General features: G+C 31.5%; 18 protein-coding genes. 17 read left to right on the top strand and 1 reads right to left on the bottom strand.

Going from position 1 to position 15,425, the window contains the following annotated elements; genetic code table 11:
• Positions 1 to 40: 40 nt before the first annotated feature.
• The 7 genes from OZP15_RS09945 (at position 41) to OZP15_RS09975 (ending at position 7,629) form a co-directional block, all read left to right on the top strand.
• Positions 41 to 715, top strand: coding sequence for a DUF1345 domain-containing protein (locus OZP15_RS09945; protein WP_281336008.1), 675 nt, complete (start codon positions 41 to 43; stop codon positions 713 to 715).
• A gap of 272 nt (positions 716 to 987) precedes the next feature.
• Positions 988 to 1,245, top strand: a complete 258-nt coding sequence (locus OZP15_RS09950) for a heavy metal-binding domain-containing protein (RefSeq protein ID WP_281336009.1) — start codon at positions 988 to 990, stop codon at positions 1,243 to 1,245.
• Between the two features lie 330 nt (positions 1,246 to 1,575).
• Positions 1,576 to 2,208 (top strand): phosphatase PAP2 family protein, encoded by a 633-nt coding sequence (locus OZP15_RS09955; protein WP_281336010.1) that lies wholly within the window; start codon positions 1,576 to 1,578, stop codon positions 2,206 to 2,208.
• 192 nt (positions 2,209 to 2,400) lie between these two features.
• Positions 2,401 to 3,270: a bestrophin family protein gene (locus tag OZP15_RS09960; protein WP_131910601.1), complete on the top strand. Its 870-nt coding sequence runs from the start codon at positions 2,401 to 2,403 to the stop codon at positions 3,268 to 3,270.
• A 10-nt stretch (positions 3,271 to 3,280) separates the two neighbouring features.
• The gene (locus OZP15_RS09965) at positions 3,281 to 3,748 is read left to right on the top strand and encodes an MgtC/SapB family protein (protein WP_024981668.1); all 468 of its coding nucleotides are present in this window, start codon (positions 3,281 to 3,283) and stop codon (positions 3,746 to 3,748) included.
• Between the two features lie 36 nt (positions 3,749 to 3,784).
• Positions 3,785 to 5,881 carry a heavy metal translocating P-type ATPase gene (locus OZP15_RS09970; protein WP_269225311.1) on the top strand — a complete coding sequence of 699 codons (2,097 nt, stop codon included), beginning with the start codon at positions 3,785 to 3,787 and terminating at the stop codon, positions 5,879 to 5,881.
• Positions 5,882 to 6,147: 266 nt separating this feature from the next.
• Positions 6,148 to 7,629: a BAR domain-containing protein gene (locus OZP15_RS09975; RefSeq protein ID WP_281336011.1), complete on the top strand. Its 1,482-nt coding sequence runs from the start codon at positions 6,148 to 6,150 to the stop codon at positions 7,627 to 7,629.
• Here OZP15_RS09975 and OZP15_RS09980 read toward each other — a convergent pair.
• Complete coding sequence (locus OZP15_RS09980; RefSeq protein ID WP_269225314.1) at positions 7,606 to 7,773, bottom strand: hypothetical protein; 168 nt, start codon at positions 7,771 to 7,773, stop codon at positions 7,606 to 7,608. The genes OZP15_RS09975 and OZP15_RS09980 overlap by 24 nt on opposite strands.
• A 425-nt stretch (positions 7,774 to 8,198) precedes the next feature.
• On the opposite strand from OZP15_RS09980, the gene OZP15_RS09985 reads away from it, so the two are divergent.
• The 10 genes from OZP15_RS09985 to OZP15_RS10030 all read left to right on the top strand — a co-directional run bounded on the left by OZP15_RS09985 (position 8,199) and on the right by OZP15_RS10030 (position 15,425).
• Positions 8,199 to 8,504: a helix-turn-helix domain-containing protein gene (locus OZP15_RS09985; RefSeq protein WP_269225315.1), complete on the top strand. Its 306-nt coding sequence runs from the start codon at positions 8,199 to 8,201 to the stop codon at positions 8,502 to 8,504.
• A complete protein-coding gene (locus OZP15_RS09990; protein ID WP_269225316.1) occupies positions 8,501 to 9,349 on the top strand; it encodes a transcriptional regulator in 849 nt (282 codons plus the stop codon). Before OZP15_RS09985 ends, OZP15_RS09990 begins: the two co-directional genes overlap by 4 nt.
• Before the next feature lie 69 nt (positions 9,350 to 9,418).
• Positions 9,419 to 10,030, top strand: coding sequence for an ATP-binding protein (locus OZP15_RS09995; protein ID WP_269225317.1), 612 nt, complete (start codon positions 9,419 to 9,421; stop codon positions 10,028 to 10,030).
• Between the two features lie 41 nt (positions 10,031 to 10,071).
• Positions 10,072 to 10,719 (top strand): hypothetical protein, encoded by a 648-nt coding sequence (locus tag OZP15_RS10000; protein WP_281336012.1) that lies wholly within the window; start codon positions 10,072 to 10,074, stop codon positions 10,717 to 10,719.
• Between the two features lie 92 nt (positions 10,720 to 10,811).
• Positions 10,812 to 11,885: a phosphoribosyltransferase-like anti-phage protein gene (locus OZP15_RS10005; RefSeq protein WP_269225319.1), complete on the top strand. Its 1,074-nt coding sequence runs from the start codon at positions 10,812 to 10,814 to the stop codon at positions 11,883 to 11,885.
• A gap of 23 nt (positions 11,886 to 11,908) precedes the next feature.
• Positions 11,909 to 12,529 (top strand): NADAR family anti-phage protein, encoded by a 621-nt coding sequence (locus OZP15_RS10010; RefSeq protein WP_269225320.1) that lies wholly within the window; start codon positions 11,909 to 11,911, stop codon positions 12,527 to 12,529.
• Positions 12,530 to 12,774: 245 nt separating this feature from the next.
• Positions 12,775 to 13,146 carry a hypothetical protein gene (locus OZP15_RS10015; RefSeq protein ID WP_269225321.1) on the top strand — a complete coding sequence of 124 codons (372 nt, stop codon included), beginning with the start codon at positions 12,775 to 12,777 and terminating at the stop codon, positions 13,144 to 13,146.
• Between the two features lie 158 nt (positions 13,147 to 13,304).
• Positions 13,305 to 14,153, top strand: coding sequence for a DUF3347 domain-containing protein (locus tag OZP15_RS10020; protein WP_281336013.1), 849 nt, complete (start codon positions 13,305 to 13,307; stop codon positions 14,151 to 14,153).
• 19 nt (positions 14,154 to 14,172) lie between these two features.
• Entirely contained in the window at positions 14,173 to 14,790 is a 618-nt protein-coding gene (locus OZP15_RS10025; protein WP_269225322.1) for a heavy metal-binding domain-containing protein, read from the top strand.
• 122 nt (positions 14,791 to 14,912) lie between these two features.
• On the top strand, positions 14,913 to 15,425 hold the full coding sequence (locus OZP15_RS10030) for a DUF3347 domain-containing protein (RefSeq protein WP_281336014.1): 513 nt from the start codon (positions 14,913 to 14,915) through the stop codon (positions 15,423 to 15,425).

Consider the following 15,425-nt stretch of genomic DNA (forward strand, 5'->3'; position numbering starts at 1 on the left):
GCCCCCAAAATAATATTAGAAAAATCATTAATTGCTGAATATGAAAACAACAAAATATAGTTTTCTGCGAAATACTAGCGGAATAAAAAAGATAATAATTTGTCTTACCTTATCATTATTGTTGTATTTCATTTTACTGTTTTTTAAAATTGATATTAAAAACAGGATAATTTTATCCTGGGATCTCTTTTGTCTTTCTCTAATTATATTTAGCTGGGCATTGTTTTTTACTACCACAAATAAAGATCTATGTGAGGTGGTAGAGCGTCAGGATGATGGACTTAAAGTGATTTTTACGATAGTGCTCATTGCTGTTTGTGTTAGTTTGTTTGGTACTTTACTCCTTTTAAAAGGTACAGAAGAATCGTCCTTTAACAGAATATTTGATGCAATCGTTTCATTATCGCCCATTTTAGTGTCGTGGACATTGCTTCATACAATTTTTACAATTCGGTATGCACACTTATATCACGACCATAATCAATTAAAAACGGGTAGTAATGTTGGAGGTATCAAATTTCCGTGTAAGGAGGAGCCTGATTATATTGATTTCGCCTATTTCTCATTCGTAATTGGTATGACATTTCAAGTTTCAGATGTCCAAGTAAGCTCAAAGGTTATCAGAAGATTTGTTTTGTTGCACAGTCTAATTTCATTTGCGTTCAATACAATTATTGTGGCACTGACTATTAATAGTATTGCCAGTTTTAAATAACTATTTAATATAAAAATCAAAATCATAGCTCCCATTTACTGTATAAATGGCATAAAAATTGCACCTATGTATTATAGTATTAACATAAAAAATTTAGAAAATGAACAACAGACTCAATTGTTGGAAGTGTGTATTAATGCTTTCAGGTTTGCTTGGAATGGCTACCGTTTTTTCATAATAACATTAACCAAGTATCAAATTAGGGTTGTAAATAGTTATACTATTTGCAACCTTTTTTTATATAATTTAAAAAACATTTTAAATCTAGTTTGATGAAAAAATTAATAGTACTAGGAATTATAAATATTGCAATAATGACGATTGTTTTTTCCTGTAAAGAAGAGAAAAAAGTACAAAAGGTTCATATTCACAAAAAGGCAGAAGCCCATAAGATAGTCTACGAATGCCCTATGAAATGTGAAAAAGGGAAATTTTATGACATTTCTGGAAAATGTCCTGTTTGCAAAATGTCATTAATAAAAATTGAACACGAAGAAAATAAAAACCATTTAGAACATAATCATAAATAACTAAAAAATAAACACCAACACAAATACGATGCAAACAGCAAACAGCTTTGGTGCAGACAGGAAGAAAAAATAAATCACCAAACAAACAAACAAACAAACAAACAAACAAACAAACAAACAAACAAACAAACAGGTTGTTCTACTCACAATGATTCAGAAAATCATTCTGATGATGTTCATAAACGCTAAAGCGAAAGAAATGTCTGCCGAAGATAAATAACACGGCTGTTCGCACGATCTAAAGCACAAGCATTAAAAAGTAGAACATAAATGAGTATTGTTTTCTGTACTCATTTGCATTATAAAAATTTTGATTAAAAAGACAGAAGAATGAAAAACAAAATAAATTTGTTACAAATAACCAATTTAGTGGTGTTGTTTTTTTGCATAAACTTTGCAAATGCCCAGAATTTAGACATTGATGTTTTAAGAAACATAAATCATAATAGGAACAAATCACTGGATCCAGCATTAAAAGGAATTACAAATAGTCTAGCTCCTGTAAGTATTGGAACTCCAATTATTATGTACTCTGTCGGATTGATAATGAAAGATAGTACAGTCAAAAAGAAAGCTATTTTTATTGGAGAAGCCTTTTTGGCTTCAGGATTTATAACATTTACTTTAAAAAAAACAGTAAATAGAGAACGACCATTTGTAACTTATCCAGATATTGAGCAAGTTACAACAGCAACCGAACCTTCTTTCCCATCAGGGCACGCTTCTTTAGCTTTTGCAACTGCCACTTCTTTGAGTATGGCGTATCCAAAATGGTATATTATTGCTCCTTCATTTGCGTGGGCAAGTGCAGTAAGCTATTCTCGTATAGTATTGGGTGTTCATTATCCAAGTGACGTGTTAGCTGGCGCAATCATAGGAAGCGGATCGGCTTATCTTTGCTATAAATTGAATAAATGGGTTAATAAAAAACAGAGGAAAAAAATCCCACAGCTTTGGGAATAAATAGTTCTTTTTATTTAAAATCAAATACTTATGTTTTATATAGTAAAAATAAAAAGGTTACAAACATTCTAAAACGAAAGAAAACTGCGAGTGAACGATTCAAAAATGGTAAGATGAAACAAAGTAATTAATTATAAATGATTATGTTTTTGTTCTAGATGGATTTTGTCTAAATAATTAAAAAATTAATTTATGCTATTAAATAAAAGAATATCAATATTCACATTTTTGAAACAAATAAAATTTGACATAACTGCCATTCTAATCTATGCTATAGTAGTAGGAATTGCTGACCAGTACGGTTTTCTGTCAAAAATAGAAATACCAATTGCTATGAGTGCCATAATCGGAACTGCATTATCATTATTACTGGCTTTTAGAACAGCCCAAGCTTATGAAAGATGGTGGGAAGCAAGAATAATTTGGGGTGCAATAGTAAACGATTCAAGAACTTTAATACGTCAAGTAAAGCAATTTTTACCAGAAAAAGACACTAAAATTGTGCAGGATTTTGCGTACCGTCAAATAATTTGGTGTTATGTTTTAGGAGAATCGTTGCGAAAATTATCGTATTCAAAAAAAGTATACGATTATGTTAAAGAACATAAATTATCAAAAAACAACATCCCAAATGCAATAATTAATCAACATAGTGAAGCACTATCTAAACTAGAAATTAGCGATTTCAAGCAAATACAGATTGACAGTACTTTAAGTCGCTTGTGCGACTCTATGGGAAAATGCGAACGTATTAAAAATACCGTTTTTCCAAAATCATACAGCTTATTGGTACACTTTTTTATTTATGTTTTTGCCACGCTTTTACCATTTGGGTTAGATGATAAATACGTTTTAGTAGAAATATTTTTAACAGCTTTGATACCTATAATATTTATAGCCATAGAACGAACGGCAATTATATTACAAGATCCGTTCGAAAATGTAACAACCGACATTCCAATGACAAGTCTTGCAATAACAATAGAAATAAATATTAAAGAATTGATAGGCGATACAGATTTACCAATTGTAGAAAAGCCAAAATCGTTTTATATAATGTAATATATAAATTATGGATATAAATGCAGAATTAATTATTGTTTCCAAACTGATTGTCTCCTTTTTATTAGGAGGATTTATTGGTTTAGATAGAGAAAAACACGGTCAAGATGCAGGAATAAGAACGTATGCAGCCGTATGTATTGGCGCAACTTTGTTTACAGCTATTACAGCCCATTTGGTAAATAACCCAGCGGATACTTCAAGAGTAATTGCAAATATTGTAACAGGCGTTGGTTTTCTAGGTGCTGGAATTATTTATCGCAATTCTACTGCAGGAACATCACACGGATTAACAACAGCAGCAACCGTATGGTGTACATCAGCAGTTGGTGTTGCGGTAGGATTAGATATGTTTATTATAGCTATAATAGGTGCTTGCGCATTGTATTTTCTACTTTCATTACACCATCAAAAATGGTATATAAAATGGAAGCAAAATATGATAATAAAACACGGTAAGGAAAACGAAAATGATTAAATAAAATATTCTTAATTAATTTAAAATGATTAAAAAATGAAAAATACAGATCCAAAACACAAGCACACTTATGATGCTCAAGGCAAAATGACTTGCTGTTCACAAGAAGAAAAAATAAATAAAATAGCAGATAAGCAGGTAAAAAAGAAAACTAAAAAAGAAAGCTGTTGTAGCAACGAACACGATGATACAAAGGCTAAAAAAGTAGTAAAGGATCAGCACAATCACGATGAGCATTCGGATGATGACGGACACGACCATTCAGGCGGTAATCAAACGACGTTTCAAATGTTCTTGCCAGCAGTTATAAGTTTTGTGCTATTACTCATTGCTATTGGTTTTGATAATTATTTTCCACAAACTTGGTTCACTGGCTGGGTGCGTATTTCTTGGTATGTAGTAGCTTATGCTCCTGTAGGTTTTCCGGTAATAAAAGAAGCTTTTGAAAGCATACGTAAAGGCGAAATCTTTTCAGAATTCCTATTAATGAGTATTGCTACAATCGGAGCATTCGCTATTGGTGAATATCCCGAAGGTGTTGCCGTAATGCTATTTTATGCCGTTGGCGAAGTATTTCAAACACTGGCAGTTCAAAGAGCAAAAAACAACATCAAATTATTGTTGGATCAAAGACCAGATACCGCTACAGTTATCAAAGAGGGCAATACTATTGATAAAAAAGCAGCTGAAATTGTCATTGGAGAAATAATCCAATTACGCCCAGGAGAAAAATTAGCACTCGACGGAAAATTACTTTCAGATAATGCTTCCTTAAACACAGCAGCATTAACAGGAGAAAGCAAACCAGATACAAAACAAAAAGGAGAAACCGTTCTTGCAGGAATGATTAACCTGAATACAGTTGTTCAAGTCGAAGTGACAACGGCTTACACTGATAGTAAGTTGTCAAAAATCCTTGAGATGGTGCAAGATGCCACGGCTAAAAAAGCACCTACCGAACTATTTATTCGAAAATTTGCTAAAATATACACCCCAATAGTTGTGTTTTTGGCAATCTGTATTTGTTTAGTTCCAATGATATTCATAGAAAATTATATCTTCAACGATTGGTTATACCGAGCTTTAGTTTTCTTGGTTATTTCCTGTCCTTGTGCGCTGGTAATTTCTATTCCTTTGGGATATTTTGGAGGTATTGGTGCAGCAAGTAAAAATGGAATTTTAGTAAAAGGCTCGAATTTTCTAGATATAATGGCATCTATTCAAACAGTAGTTATGGACAAAACTGGAACGCTGACCAAAGGCGTTTTTAAAGTTCAAAAAGTGGTAGCCGTTGATATTCCGGAAGCTGATTTAATAAAATTCACAGCAGCATTAGAAACCAAATCCACACATCCGGTAGGAACTGCTATTATTGAATATGCCAAAGGTTCAGAAAAAGAGGTAACCGTTACCGATGTCGAAGAAATTGCAGGACACGGATTGAAAGGTAATGTAGAAGGAAAAGAAATATTGGCAGGAAATGTAAAATTAATGAAGAAATTCAATATCACTTACGATGCTGAAATCGACAACACACCTTTTACAATAATAGTTATTGCCATCAATCAAAAATATGCAGGATACTTTCTAATTGCTGACGAAATAAAAGAAGATGCAAAAACAGCTATTGAAAGTTTGCATAAAATAAACATCAAAACCGTAATGCTTTCGGGAGATAAACAAGCAGTCGTTGATGCTGTTGCAAAAGAATTAAATATCGATCAAGCCTATGGCGATTTGTTACCTGAAAACAAAGTAGAAAAAGTAGAGGAACTTAAATCACAAAACCTAAAAATTGCTTTTGTGGGCGATGGCGTAAACGATGCGCCAGTGGTTGCCCTTGCCGATGCCGGAATTGCAATGGGTGGTTTAGGAAGCGATGCCACTATTGAAACGGCTGATATTGTAATTCAGAACGACCAGCCTACAAAAATTTTTACAGCTATAAATATTGGTAAAAAAACAAAACAAATAGTGTATCAGAACATTGGTTTAGCATTCGCTGTAAAAGCAGTTGTTTTGGTTCTTGGTGCAGGAGGTTTAGCCACAATGTGGGAAGCTGTTTTTGCAGATGTAGGGGTTGCAATGTTAGCTATTTTGAATGCAATTAGAATACAAAGGATGAAGTTTTAGCACTAAATTTTAATTTAATTGCCCTATTGTATTACAATCACAATTTATTATATCAAATTTATAATAAATTGTGATTTTTTTATAAGATTTAATTTGTTATTTTTTTACAATTCATCAAAATATTAAGTATTTTAGTTCGTTAACAATTATACCATTCAAACCAGTATAGCCCTTGAAAAAAACATAGAAATTACTATTAAAGCAGTTAAAAATTTAATCGTGATTTTTCTCAACTGAAACCTAATTTTCTATATTTCTAACCCTATATGAAGCCAAAATACATTTTAGAAAACTACGATAGAATCCTAAAAGAAATCAAAAATCCAAAGATTATTTTCAGTAACGATTTAGTACCTTTTCTAGAAAATTTTACTTCTGAAAGCTTCCTTATCTACCAAGTAGATTTTATAAAACAAGACAGCACCACAAAGTACGTTGTCAAAAAACCAATTCACAATCTGCATCCAAAAGCTACAAAAATAAATTTCAAGGAAGTTGATGTTGCGGAAGAATTTAAAACATTAATTCCAAAAATACTGGATGAATTAAACATTCTGGAGCATCAAATTAATTTGCGTTGGTGTAGCAAAAACGGCAATACTTTATACATTTTAAAAGCGTGTGAAATAGAAGATTTATCCCAAGAAAAACGTTTCTTTCTGTATTGTTATCATTCACTCAAAGATGAAAACTTAAAAATAAAGAAAATAAATAAAGAACTGGTTTTTAAACTAAAATCAAAAAAAAGAATTGAACAATACATTCATCGAAAGCAGTATGCCCTTGAAAATTTAGCCCATAAATTAATCAAAGAAATCAACCCAATAAATTCATCAGAACTTTATCAATTTTCTAATAATTATGATAAAATTGATTGTCTAAAAATTGCCTATATCTATCTTGAAAAATTACTGCGTTTCATAGAAAAAGAATATCGTAACTACTTAAATGTGGATATTAAAATACCATATCGTTCCACTTTTGTCAAAGAATTTGAAATCACAAAAAAAGGCAAAGAAGTCAAATCACAACTATTAAAAAGTAATAGCAACGAAAAGCTATTAAAATTAGCTTTCGAACCCTTACTAAAAATTGAAACAATAAACATTAAGGAAAAATTGACCTATTATGAGTTCAATTACTGTTCCGAATTTATCTTGACACTACACAAACAAATCAACTCCGAAAATAATTCCGAAGAAACAATCAAAGAATGCCTTTTCTATTTAAACTTCAATTCATTACAGTTTTTTAAATACTTAACTGTTGAGGTTCTACAAGAATTAGAAACACAAGAAAACAATATCAAAAAAATAGATATTCTATACCGATACCTCAAAAATTACAATCAAAAACAAAGTAGAAACTTCATAAAATATAAGCCAAACTTACCTTCGTTAAAAGAACAAATTATTGGTTGGTTAGAAGAAGAAGTAGAATATTTAACCAAGAAAGTGAAACTAGAAGCCAATCAAAATATTGCTAACGACGAAGAAAAAATCAAATTCTTAACAGGATTGTCAGTGGCTCAATTAAGTTATTTCTTTGGTCTATTGATGGAAACAGGAATTATAAAACACAAAAACCAAACCGATGTTTTTAGATTCATTTCGGAAAATTTCAAAACAAACAACACCGAAAAAATTTCTGTGGATAGTATAAAAGTGAAATATTATAATGTCGAAAGCACTACTAAAAATGTACTTCGAGAAAAAATAATAGAATTAGTTGGTCTCACGAAGTTCTAAAACTTCTCGCATCATTCTCCAACCAAAACCAACCATTCCAAGCAACACCTCATCCTCAATTTGAAGTAACGAATTAAGATCTAAAATTTTATGCAATTCCATAAATCGTTGTAACTCGGGACTAATTACAGTTTCATTTTTCATAATAATATCTTTTTTAATATATACGAAAAAAATCCATTTTGGTATTGGTACAAACAACAGCGTGGGACATCGATCACCAGCCAAAGAGGTACGACCAAGCACCTACAGCTCCGATAAACCGAGCCCACGCATAGCGTAGGCGAACAGTTTATTTGTAGAGCTGATTTTGAAATTTTGGTCGTTTTCTTTGGCTCGAAATAACTTTCGCAATATATTTTATAGTGGTTTACCACTATTCTGTATTCATTAGGCAAATTTAGTTATAATTGCTTTAAAATAGCTATCCAAAACACATAAATAAAAAACTTTTTTAATGTTATTAGCTGATTTTGTTGGGGTTTGTTGGGGGTTCCGTAACCCCCTGTAACTGTTTTGGTATTACTTTATTATTTCTCTTTGTCCAAAATATTTAAAACCACGACACTATGGCAATCGAAGTTATCACTCGCGAAGATTTAAATGAATTTCGCACACTCCTGCTTTCTGATTTAAACACAATCTTTAATTCAAAACCGCAACAGCAAAAACAATGGCTCAAATCTTCCGAAGTCAGAAAGTTGCTAAACATTTCCCCAGGTACTCTACAGAATCTTCGCATCAATGGAGTGCTATCTTATACCAAAGTTGGCGGAATAATTTTCTATGCGTATGCTGATTTGCAAAAAGTTTTAGAAACTAACAAAGTCGAAGCAACTCCCAATTTGTTCAATCCTAAATGGCTGGTAAGATGAATTATATCAAACACCTCACAGGGTTTTTCAATCGCATTGCGCTTGAAAACTCACTTAATCCAACACACATCAGTTTATATTTAACACTTTTTCAATGTTGGAATGTCAATCGGTTCAAAAATCCAATCACAATCTCCAGAGACGAAATGATGAAAGGAAGCAAAATTGCATCAAAAGCAACCTATCATAAGTGCATTAAGGAATTACAAAGATTAGGATTTTTAGACTACCAACCTTCTTTCAATCCGTATTCTGGAACATTGGTTTTTGTGCATAATTTATCCGAAGGCTACATCGAAAAACCAATTATTGAAGAAAAAACCAGTTCAAATAATGACCCAACCACACCATTTTTTGAACCAAGCAAACCAAAAAATGAACCTGTTAATGGTAATGTTCCTGAACAGGTTAATGAACTGCCTTATATATATAATAATAAACAAACATCTAAAAACAATAAAAACATAGATATAGACACCAATTTTCAAAATTTTGATAATGATTTGTTTTTAAAAAACGAAACTGCCGAAAAAAAAGAAAAAAGTTCCGGCAAAAAAGAAAAAGTAAAATCGCCAACATTGGAATCAGTCAAAGAATATTTCAAGTTTCAAAATTTCACCGAATTTGAAGCGGAACGATTTTTTAATTATTACTCCAGCATCGGTTGGCTCATTGGTGGTAAAACCAAAATGAAAGATTGGCAAGCTGCTGCACGAAACTGGATGTTGAATACACCTAAATTTTCAGTCAATTTGCCAAATCCACAAGCCCAAAAAGCAAATCCGCAACCAAGAGCCTACAACCTCAACGCAACCATTGACAAAAATTATGCAGAACCATTGTAATCCGATTTGTCATTGCGAGGAACGAAGCAATCTACGTTTTGACAAATAAAAAATAAAATTTTCAAAACGATGAATTCACAATACAATTATACCGAAATAATGACTTGGTTAGAACAAAAAGGCAAATTGCAGTTTGGCGAAAAGTTCCATTTCAGAGAAGCGGATGTAATCAATATTCAAAAACTGATTTGCTATTTTCTAAAAGATGAGGTAATGGCAGCCCATTTTAATTTAGATCTATCCAAAGGAATTTTACTTTCTGGACCTGTTGGTTGCGGTAAAACAACATTGATGACTTTAATGCGACACGTTGCACAACCAAACTATAAATTCATAGTAAAAACCTGCCGAGACATTAGTTTTGAATTCATCAAAGAAGGCTATCAAACCATTCAAAAATACAGTAACGGAAACAATTCACATAGCGAATACAGAAACTATTGCTTCGATGATTTAGGTGTAGAAACCAACATAAAATACTATGGAAATGAATGTAACGTAATGGCAGAAATCATACTCTCCAGATACGATATTTTCATTTCAAAACAAGTCATAACACACATAACCAGCAACCTTTCCGCTTCTGAAATAGAAGCTGCTTACGGCAACCGTGTTCGCTCCCGTTTGCGAAATATGCTCAACCTAATTGCCTTTGACAAAGACACGAAAGACAAACGATAAAGTCATTGTGAAGCAACAAACAAAACTTAAAAATTATACAAATGAGAAAAATAAACACATTCTGGAACTGGTTCCAAGACAACAATACAACCATCCAAAACATAGTAAATGAAACACCTAAAAATCAAAAGCACATTAGTTTTTGGATAGATAAACACTTGAAATTCTATTGCAAGGAATTAGATTTTATACTCGTTTTTTCAAAAATAAAAACAACCAAATCCGAAATGATAATTACGGCAAATGGCAATCCGGATTACTTCCACCAAGTGATACATTTAGTTGACAATGCACCTCAACTCAAGAACTGGAAATTTACAGCGTTTATTCAACCAACATCTGAAATAGACAAAATTAGTATTGGACTTGATGAACCTTACTTTTTTCAAGATATTACACTAAAAGCAAGTGAACTCAAATTTGCTGCACTAGATTATGATGAAGAAAAATCAAGATTAGATCTAATTATTTACCTCAAAAACTACGCATTACATTGTGATAATAAAACATTGCAACAAGCCATTTTTATAGTAATTCAGGATTTATTAGGAGAGAAATCCCTTTTCCAAAATATTAATTTAGTCCAATTGGCACAAATGCCCGACAACGATAATGGCTTAATTCACTTGTACGAATTGCAGTTTTATATTGATGAAATTAATGCTTTCAAAAAAAAGATAATTCCGTAAAAATATAAGTTTTTTTTCTATCCAAAATACCAACTTGTTTTTTGATAAACATTATGCCTACTTTTGCAGTCTTGATTGATACTTTTTAAAATATGGAAGAAACAGCCGAAAGAATACTTGAAATTTTACAAGATTATCATTGTGATTTTCCAGCGACCAAATACGAAATGTCGGTCGAGCATATTACAAAATGGGCAAATCAATTTGGAGATGATGCGGCATTTGTGCTTTCAGAATTATTGCATTTTCTGCCACAAGTTTACATTTCCAAAAGCAAAGCAATCGAGTTACTGAAACAAAGATTAATAGACTTCCAAAATCTTTACAAGTACCAAACAATGAATGAATTCATTGCAAATACGCATTTTATTGATGTTCAAAAAGAAGAAAAAAGCCAAAAAGAGATTCTAAAATTAGTCAAAGAAATCATTAATAATAACTTCGGAATTAATTACGATCTAACAATAAACGAACCTAAAAAGCATCATATTTATTTTGATGATGTGTTAGCAACCGGAGGTACTATTTATCGAGATATTTCCATTTGGTTAACTGAAAATTTTCAAGATGTTGTTGAAAATAAAAAAACGTTTGCATTGAGTTTGTTCTGTTTTCATCAATTGGGTTATGGGAATATGAAATGGGGATTAATGCAAGATGAAGGATTGAAAAAGCTATTTGATACCTTTGAAGTAAGTAATAATATCATTGAAAAAGTGGTACAAACTAGAGCCAATTATATTATAGAAAATCAAGCAAAATGGAGTAATCAAAAACTAAATTGTGCATATCCATTGCAAGAACAATCAAAAGATGTGTTGGTTTATTTAACTAATTTTAGCGAAAGTAGTAGCAAAGTACAAGCATTTAGAACACCCAATACACCGTTAATCGAAACCTTTTTTACAAACAGTCAAAACAGAAACAAACTCGAAAAAATATTTACCGAAAAGGGATTGGAGCTATTAAAAAAAGTCAATTCGGATGAAGTTGATTTTGCTAAAAGACCTTTAGGATATACTGTAAGAAGTCATAAAACTTTAGGAACAGGGACTTTGTTTTTTACTTGGCGTAATATATCCAATACTTGTCCTTTAGTATTTTGGTGGGATGTACCTAGTCACAACTGGACACCATTATTTTGTCTCAAAAACAGAGGTATTTAATATTTTTTCATTAATTTGGCACTATGAAAATTTCAGAAAGAACATATAACAGTTCAGAAGTTATTGCTTTTAAAAGCACTAAAGAAGAATTTGGAGGTTTATCAAATATGGCTCCGGGTTATTCTATTCGTGTAAATGACGTAATTATCCCTTCCGCTGAAGCTTTATACCAAGCGTGTAGATTTCCTTTGTTTCCTCATATTCAAGAAGAAATAATCAATCAAAACAGTCCAATGACAGCTAAAATGGTTAGTCGAAAATACACCACACACACCAGACAAGATTGGGAAGAAATCAAATATGCAGTAATGTATTGGGTTCTTAAAGTAAAACTATCTCAAAATTTTGATAAATTCTCTAAAATTTTAAGTAAAACAGGTAATACTCCAATTGTGGAATTATCTCATAAAGACAAAGACTGGGCAGTTATCGCTGAAACAAAAGACACCCTAAAAGGTAAAAATGCGTTGGGTAGATTACTAATGCAGCTTCGTTCAGAGTTTATTATAAATAATAATGATATAGAATGTGTTTGTCCTCCAAACATTAATGGTTTTATGCTGTATGGTTCAGAAATTGAAACTGTTTGTAATCCCGAAACTGAATTAGAAAACAAACTACTTTTTGATTTAGATTTCGCATAAGAAACCTTTATCTTTCTTAACCCATTATCTCATTCAGCTGCACAAAACTTTCATTTAGTCCAAGTATTCCTAAACTCAAGTCTTTGTTTGCTTCATTTCGCTAATTACGTTTCAAATATCTAGAACATTTTTTTTCGTTCGTTGGTAAAAGTCAAAATGATTTTAAAACACATTAATCTTTTTTAACAATTGATTAGTAATCAATTAATATAATTTGATTAATTTTGATTCAAATTAAAGCACAAATGAATAAATTTCACATTATAGTAATTGTATTATTTGGTTTCTTATTGATGCCAAGTAGTTCTTTTGCGTGTGAAAATAATTCATCAAAACATTCTTCTACAAAAGAAACTTCCTCAAAAATGGACAAAGAGGATTGTTGCAAAAACGACAATCATTCCAAAACAAAAAACCACGAAGGTTGTGGAGGAAAATGCAACCATTCTAAATGTGGTTGTGCTACTTCTTGTAACAGTTGTACTGTTGCTATTAATGAATTAAAATTCAATAGCAATCTTTTTAATTTCTCTTCTGAAAAACAAAATTTTTACAATTATGAAACCAACATTTCTTCCGGTTTCTATTCACTATGGCTTATACCAAAAATAAGCTAAATTTCAATTCTGATAGCCATAATTGTATCTAATTGATAACAAATATTGGTATTCAAATCATTTATTTATCGGTTAATTTCAGTTTCAAAATAATGACTTTATCATAGTTTCATTTTTTGTTATTGATTAACTAATTCAATTTCAAAATTATTCACAAAATGAACTCATTAAAAAAAATAATGATGGCAATACCGTTATTGTTATCAATCGTGGTATCCAATGCACAAATAAAAAATGCTAAAACAGAATCCGTTAAAATTTACGGAAACTGTGGTATGTGCAAAGCCACAATAGAAAAAGCAGGAAGTCTTAAAAATATCGCAAGCGTTGATTGGAACGCAGATACAAAAATGGCTGTCCTTACTTATGACCCAAAAATAACCAATCAAGACGAAATACTCAAACGTATTGCATTGGCAGGTTATGACAGTGATAAATTTCTTGCTCCAGATGCTGTTTACTCAAAATTGGCAGAATGTTGTCAATACAATCGTGAGGCAAAAGTTTCCGTAAAAGTAGATGCAATATCAGGAGCAGATAAATCAGAACATTCAGAAATGGATATGTCTAATCATTCTAAAACAAATGATAACCAGTTAAAATCAGTTTTCGATAATTATTTTCTATTGAAAGATGCTTTGGTAAAAACGGATGGAAACACTGCTTCATTGAAAGCAAAAGATTTACTTTCAGCAATTATTGCAGTAAAAATGGAAACTTTAAAAATGGACGAACATTTGGTTTGGATGAAAGTATTAAAAGATTTAACTGCTGATGCCAAAAGTATTTCCGAAACACAAGATATTAAGAAGCAAAGGGAAGCTTTTAAATCATTATCCAAGAACACGTATCTATTGATAAAAGCTTCAAAACCAACCGAAGCCATTTATTATCAATATTGTCCTATGCAAGATGCCAATTGGTTAAGTAAAGAAAACGCAGTCAAAAACCCTTACTATGGCTCACAAATGTTGAGTTGTGGTAAAACAGTAGAAACAATTAAATAACAATTAAAATACTAAAAAGATGAAAACAATAATTATCGTATTAAGTGCATTTTTTGCATTTAGTTCAACCGTGATAGCACAAAAAGCTACAAAAAATGAAGACCAAAAAGTAATTTATACTTGTCCTTCTCATCCTGACGAAATGAATTCAACTTCTGGAAAATGTCCAAAATGTGGTATGGAATTGAAAAAAGTTACCGAAAAAGTACCTACCTACGCTACAAAAGGAAGTCAACCAATGACTAAAACGGTAACCAAATATGTTTGCCCAATGGACGGATCAACTTCTGATAAACCTGGAGAATGTTCTAAATGTGCAATGAAGATGGTAAAAACTACCGAAAAAGTAGATACACACCCTCTAAAAGGTAGTCAGCCCACAAGCAAAATGGTAACAAAATATGTTTGTCCTGCCGATGGTTCAACTTCAACAACCGAAGGAAAATGTTCTAAATGTGGGACTGGAATGGTAAAAATCACCGAAACAATAGACAACCACCCTCAAAAAGGAAGTCAGCCTAAAACCAAAACTGTGACTAAATACGTTTGTCCTATGGATGGAACAACAGCCGACACCAAAGGAGAATGCCCTAAATGTGGAATGCAAATGGTTGAAAAAGAAAATCACAAACACTAATCTCTATATTCTAAATAAACAACCCATCACAATAATTATTTGTGATGGGCTTGTTATAAAATCAAATATTCATCAAAAAACATTGTCAATAGCGACAATAAACAATTAAAAAAATAATACAAATGAAAAATGTAATTCTTTCAATTCTAGCAATAGCATTAGTAATGTTTTCTGCAAATGCTCAAACCAAAAAAGTACAAACCAAATTTTCAATCGATAAAATTGTAACCGATTATTTAGCTTTAAAAAATGCTTTAATCAAAGATGATAGCAAAGCATCAGCCAAAGCAGGAAAAACTTTGTATGCAACATTCAATGCTGTAAAAACAAATACAATTGATCCTAAACTAAAAAAATCCTATCTTGATATTGCCGAAAGTGCCAAAGAAAATGCAGAACATATTGGCGATAACGCAGGAAAATTAGACCACCAAAGAGAACATTTCGTTTTATTAAGTAAAGACATCAACGATTTGATAAAAACTTTTGGAACAAAGCAAAAACTCTATCAAGATTATTGCCCAATGGCAGATGATGGAAAAGGGGCTATTTGGATTAGCGAAGTAAAAGAAATTAAAAACCCTTATTTTGGTTCTAAAATGCTTACCTGTGGTTCAATAAAAAAGATATTATAA

Source organism: Flavobacterium eburneipallidum (assembly GCF_027111355.2).
Classification (GTDB): Bacteria; Bacteroidota; Bacteroidia; order Flavobacteriales; family Flavobacteriaceae; genus Flavobacterium; species Flavobacterium eburneipallidum.

Bases quoted from the DNA above. Each gene is read 5' to 3' on its own strand.
- OZP15_RS09945 (WP_281336008.1), top strand. From the start codon at position 41: ATGAAAACAACAAAATATAGTTTTCTGCGAAATACTAGCGGAATAAAA.
- OZP15_RS09950 (WP_281336009.1), top strand. From the start codon at position 988: ATGAAAAAATTAATAGTACTAGGAATTATAAATATTGCAATAATGACG.
- OZP15_RS09955 (WP_281336010.1), top strand. From the start codon at position 1,576: ATGAAAAACAAAATAAATTTGTTACAAATAACCAATTTAGTGGTGTTG.
- OZP15_RS09960 (WP_131910601.1), top strand. From the start codon at position 2,401: ATGCTATTAAATAAAAGAATATCAATATTCACATTTTTGAAACAAATA.
- OZP15_RS09965 (WP_024981668.1), top strand. From the start codon at position 3,281: ATGGATATAAATGCAGAATTAATTATTGTTTCCAAACTGATTGTCTCC.
- OZP15_RS09970 (WP_269225311.1), top strand. From the start codon at position 3,785: ATGAAAAATACAGATCCAAAACACAAGCACACTTATGATGCTCAAGGC.
- OZP15_RS09975 (WP_281336011.1), top strand. From the start codon at position 6,148: ATGAAGCCAAAATACATTTTAGAAAACTACGATAGAATCCTAAAAGAA.
- OZP15_RS09980 (WP_269225314.1), bottom strand. From the start codon at position 7,773: ATGAAAAATGAAACTGTAATTAGTCCCGAGTTACAACGATTTATGGAA.
- OZP15_RS09985 (WP_269225315.1), top strand. From the start codon at position 8,199: ATGGCAATCGAAGTTATCACTCGCGAAGATTTAAATGAATTTCGCACA.
- OZP15_RS09990 (WP_269225316.1), top strand. From the start codon at position 8,501: ATGAATTATATCAAACACCTCACAGGGTTTTTCAATCGCATTGCGCTT.
- OZP15_RS09995 (WP_269225317.1), top strand. From the start codon at position 9,419: ATGAATTCACAATACAATTATACCGAAATAATGACTTGGTTAGAACAA.
- OZP15_RS10000 (WP_281336012.1), top strand. From the start codon at position 10,072: ATGAGAAAAATAAACACATTCTGGAACTGGTTCCAAGACAACAATACA.
- OZP15_RS10005 (WP_269225319.1), top strand. From the start codon at position 10,812: ATGGAAGAAACAGCCGAAAGAATACTTGAAATTTTACAAGATTATCAT.
- OZP15_RS10010 (WP_269225320.1), top strand. From the start codon at position 11,909: ATGAAAATTTCAGAAAGAACATATAACAGTTCAGAAGTTATTGCTTTT.
- OZP15_RS10015 (WP_269225321.1), top strand. From the start codon at position 12,775: ATGAATAAATTTCACATTATAGTAATTGTATTATTTGGTTTCTTATTG.
- OZP15_RS10020 (WP_281336013.1), top strand. From the start codon at position 13,305: ATGAACTCATTAAAAAAAATAATGATGGCAATACCGTTATTGTTATCA.
- OZP15_RS10025 (WP_269225322.1), top strand. From the start codon at position 14,173: ATGAAAACAATAATTATCGTATTAAGTGCATTTTTTGCATTTAGTTCA.
- OZP15_RS10030 (WP_281336014.1), top strand. From the start codon at position 14,913: ATGAAAAATGTAATTCTTTCAATTCTAGCAATAGCATTAGTAATGTTT.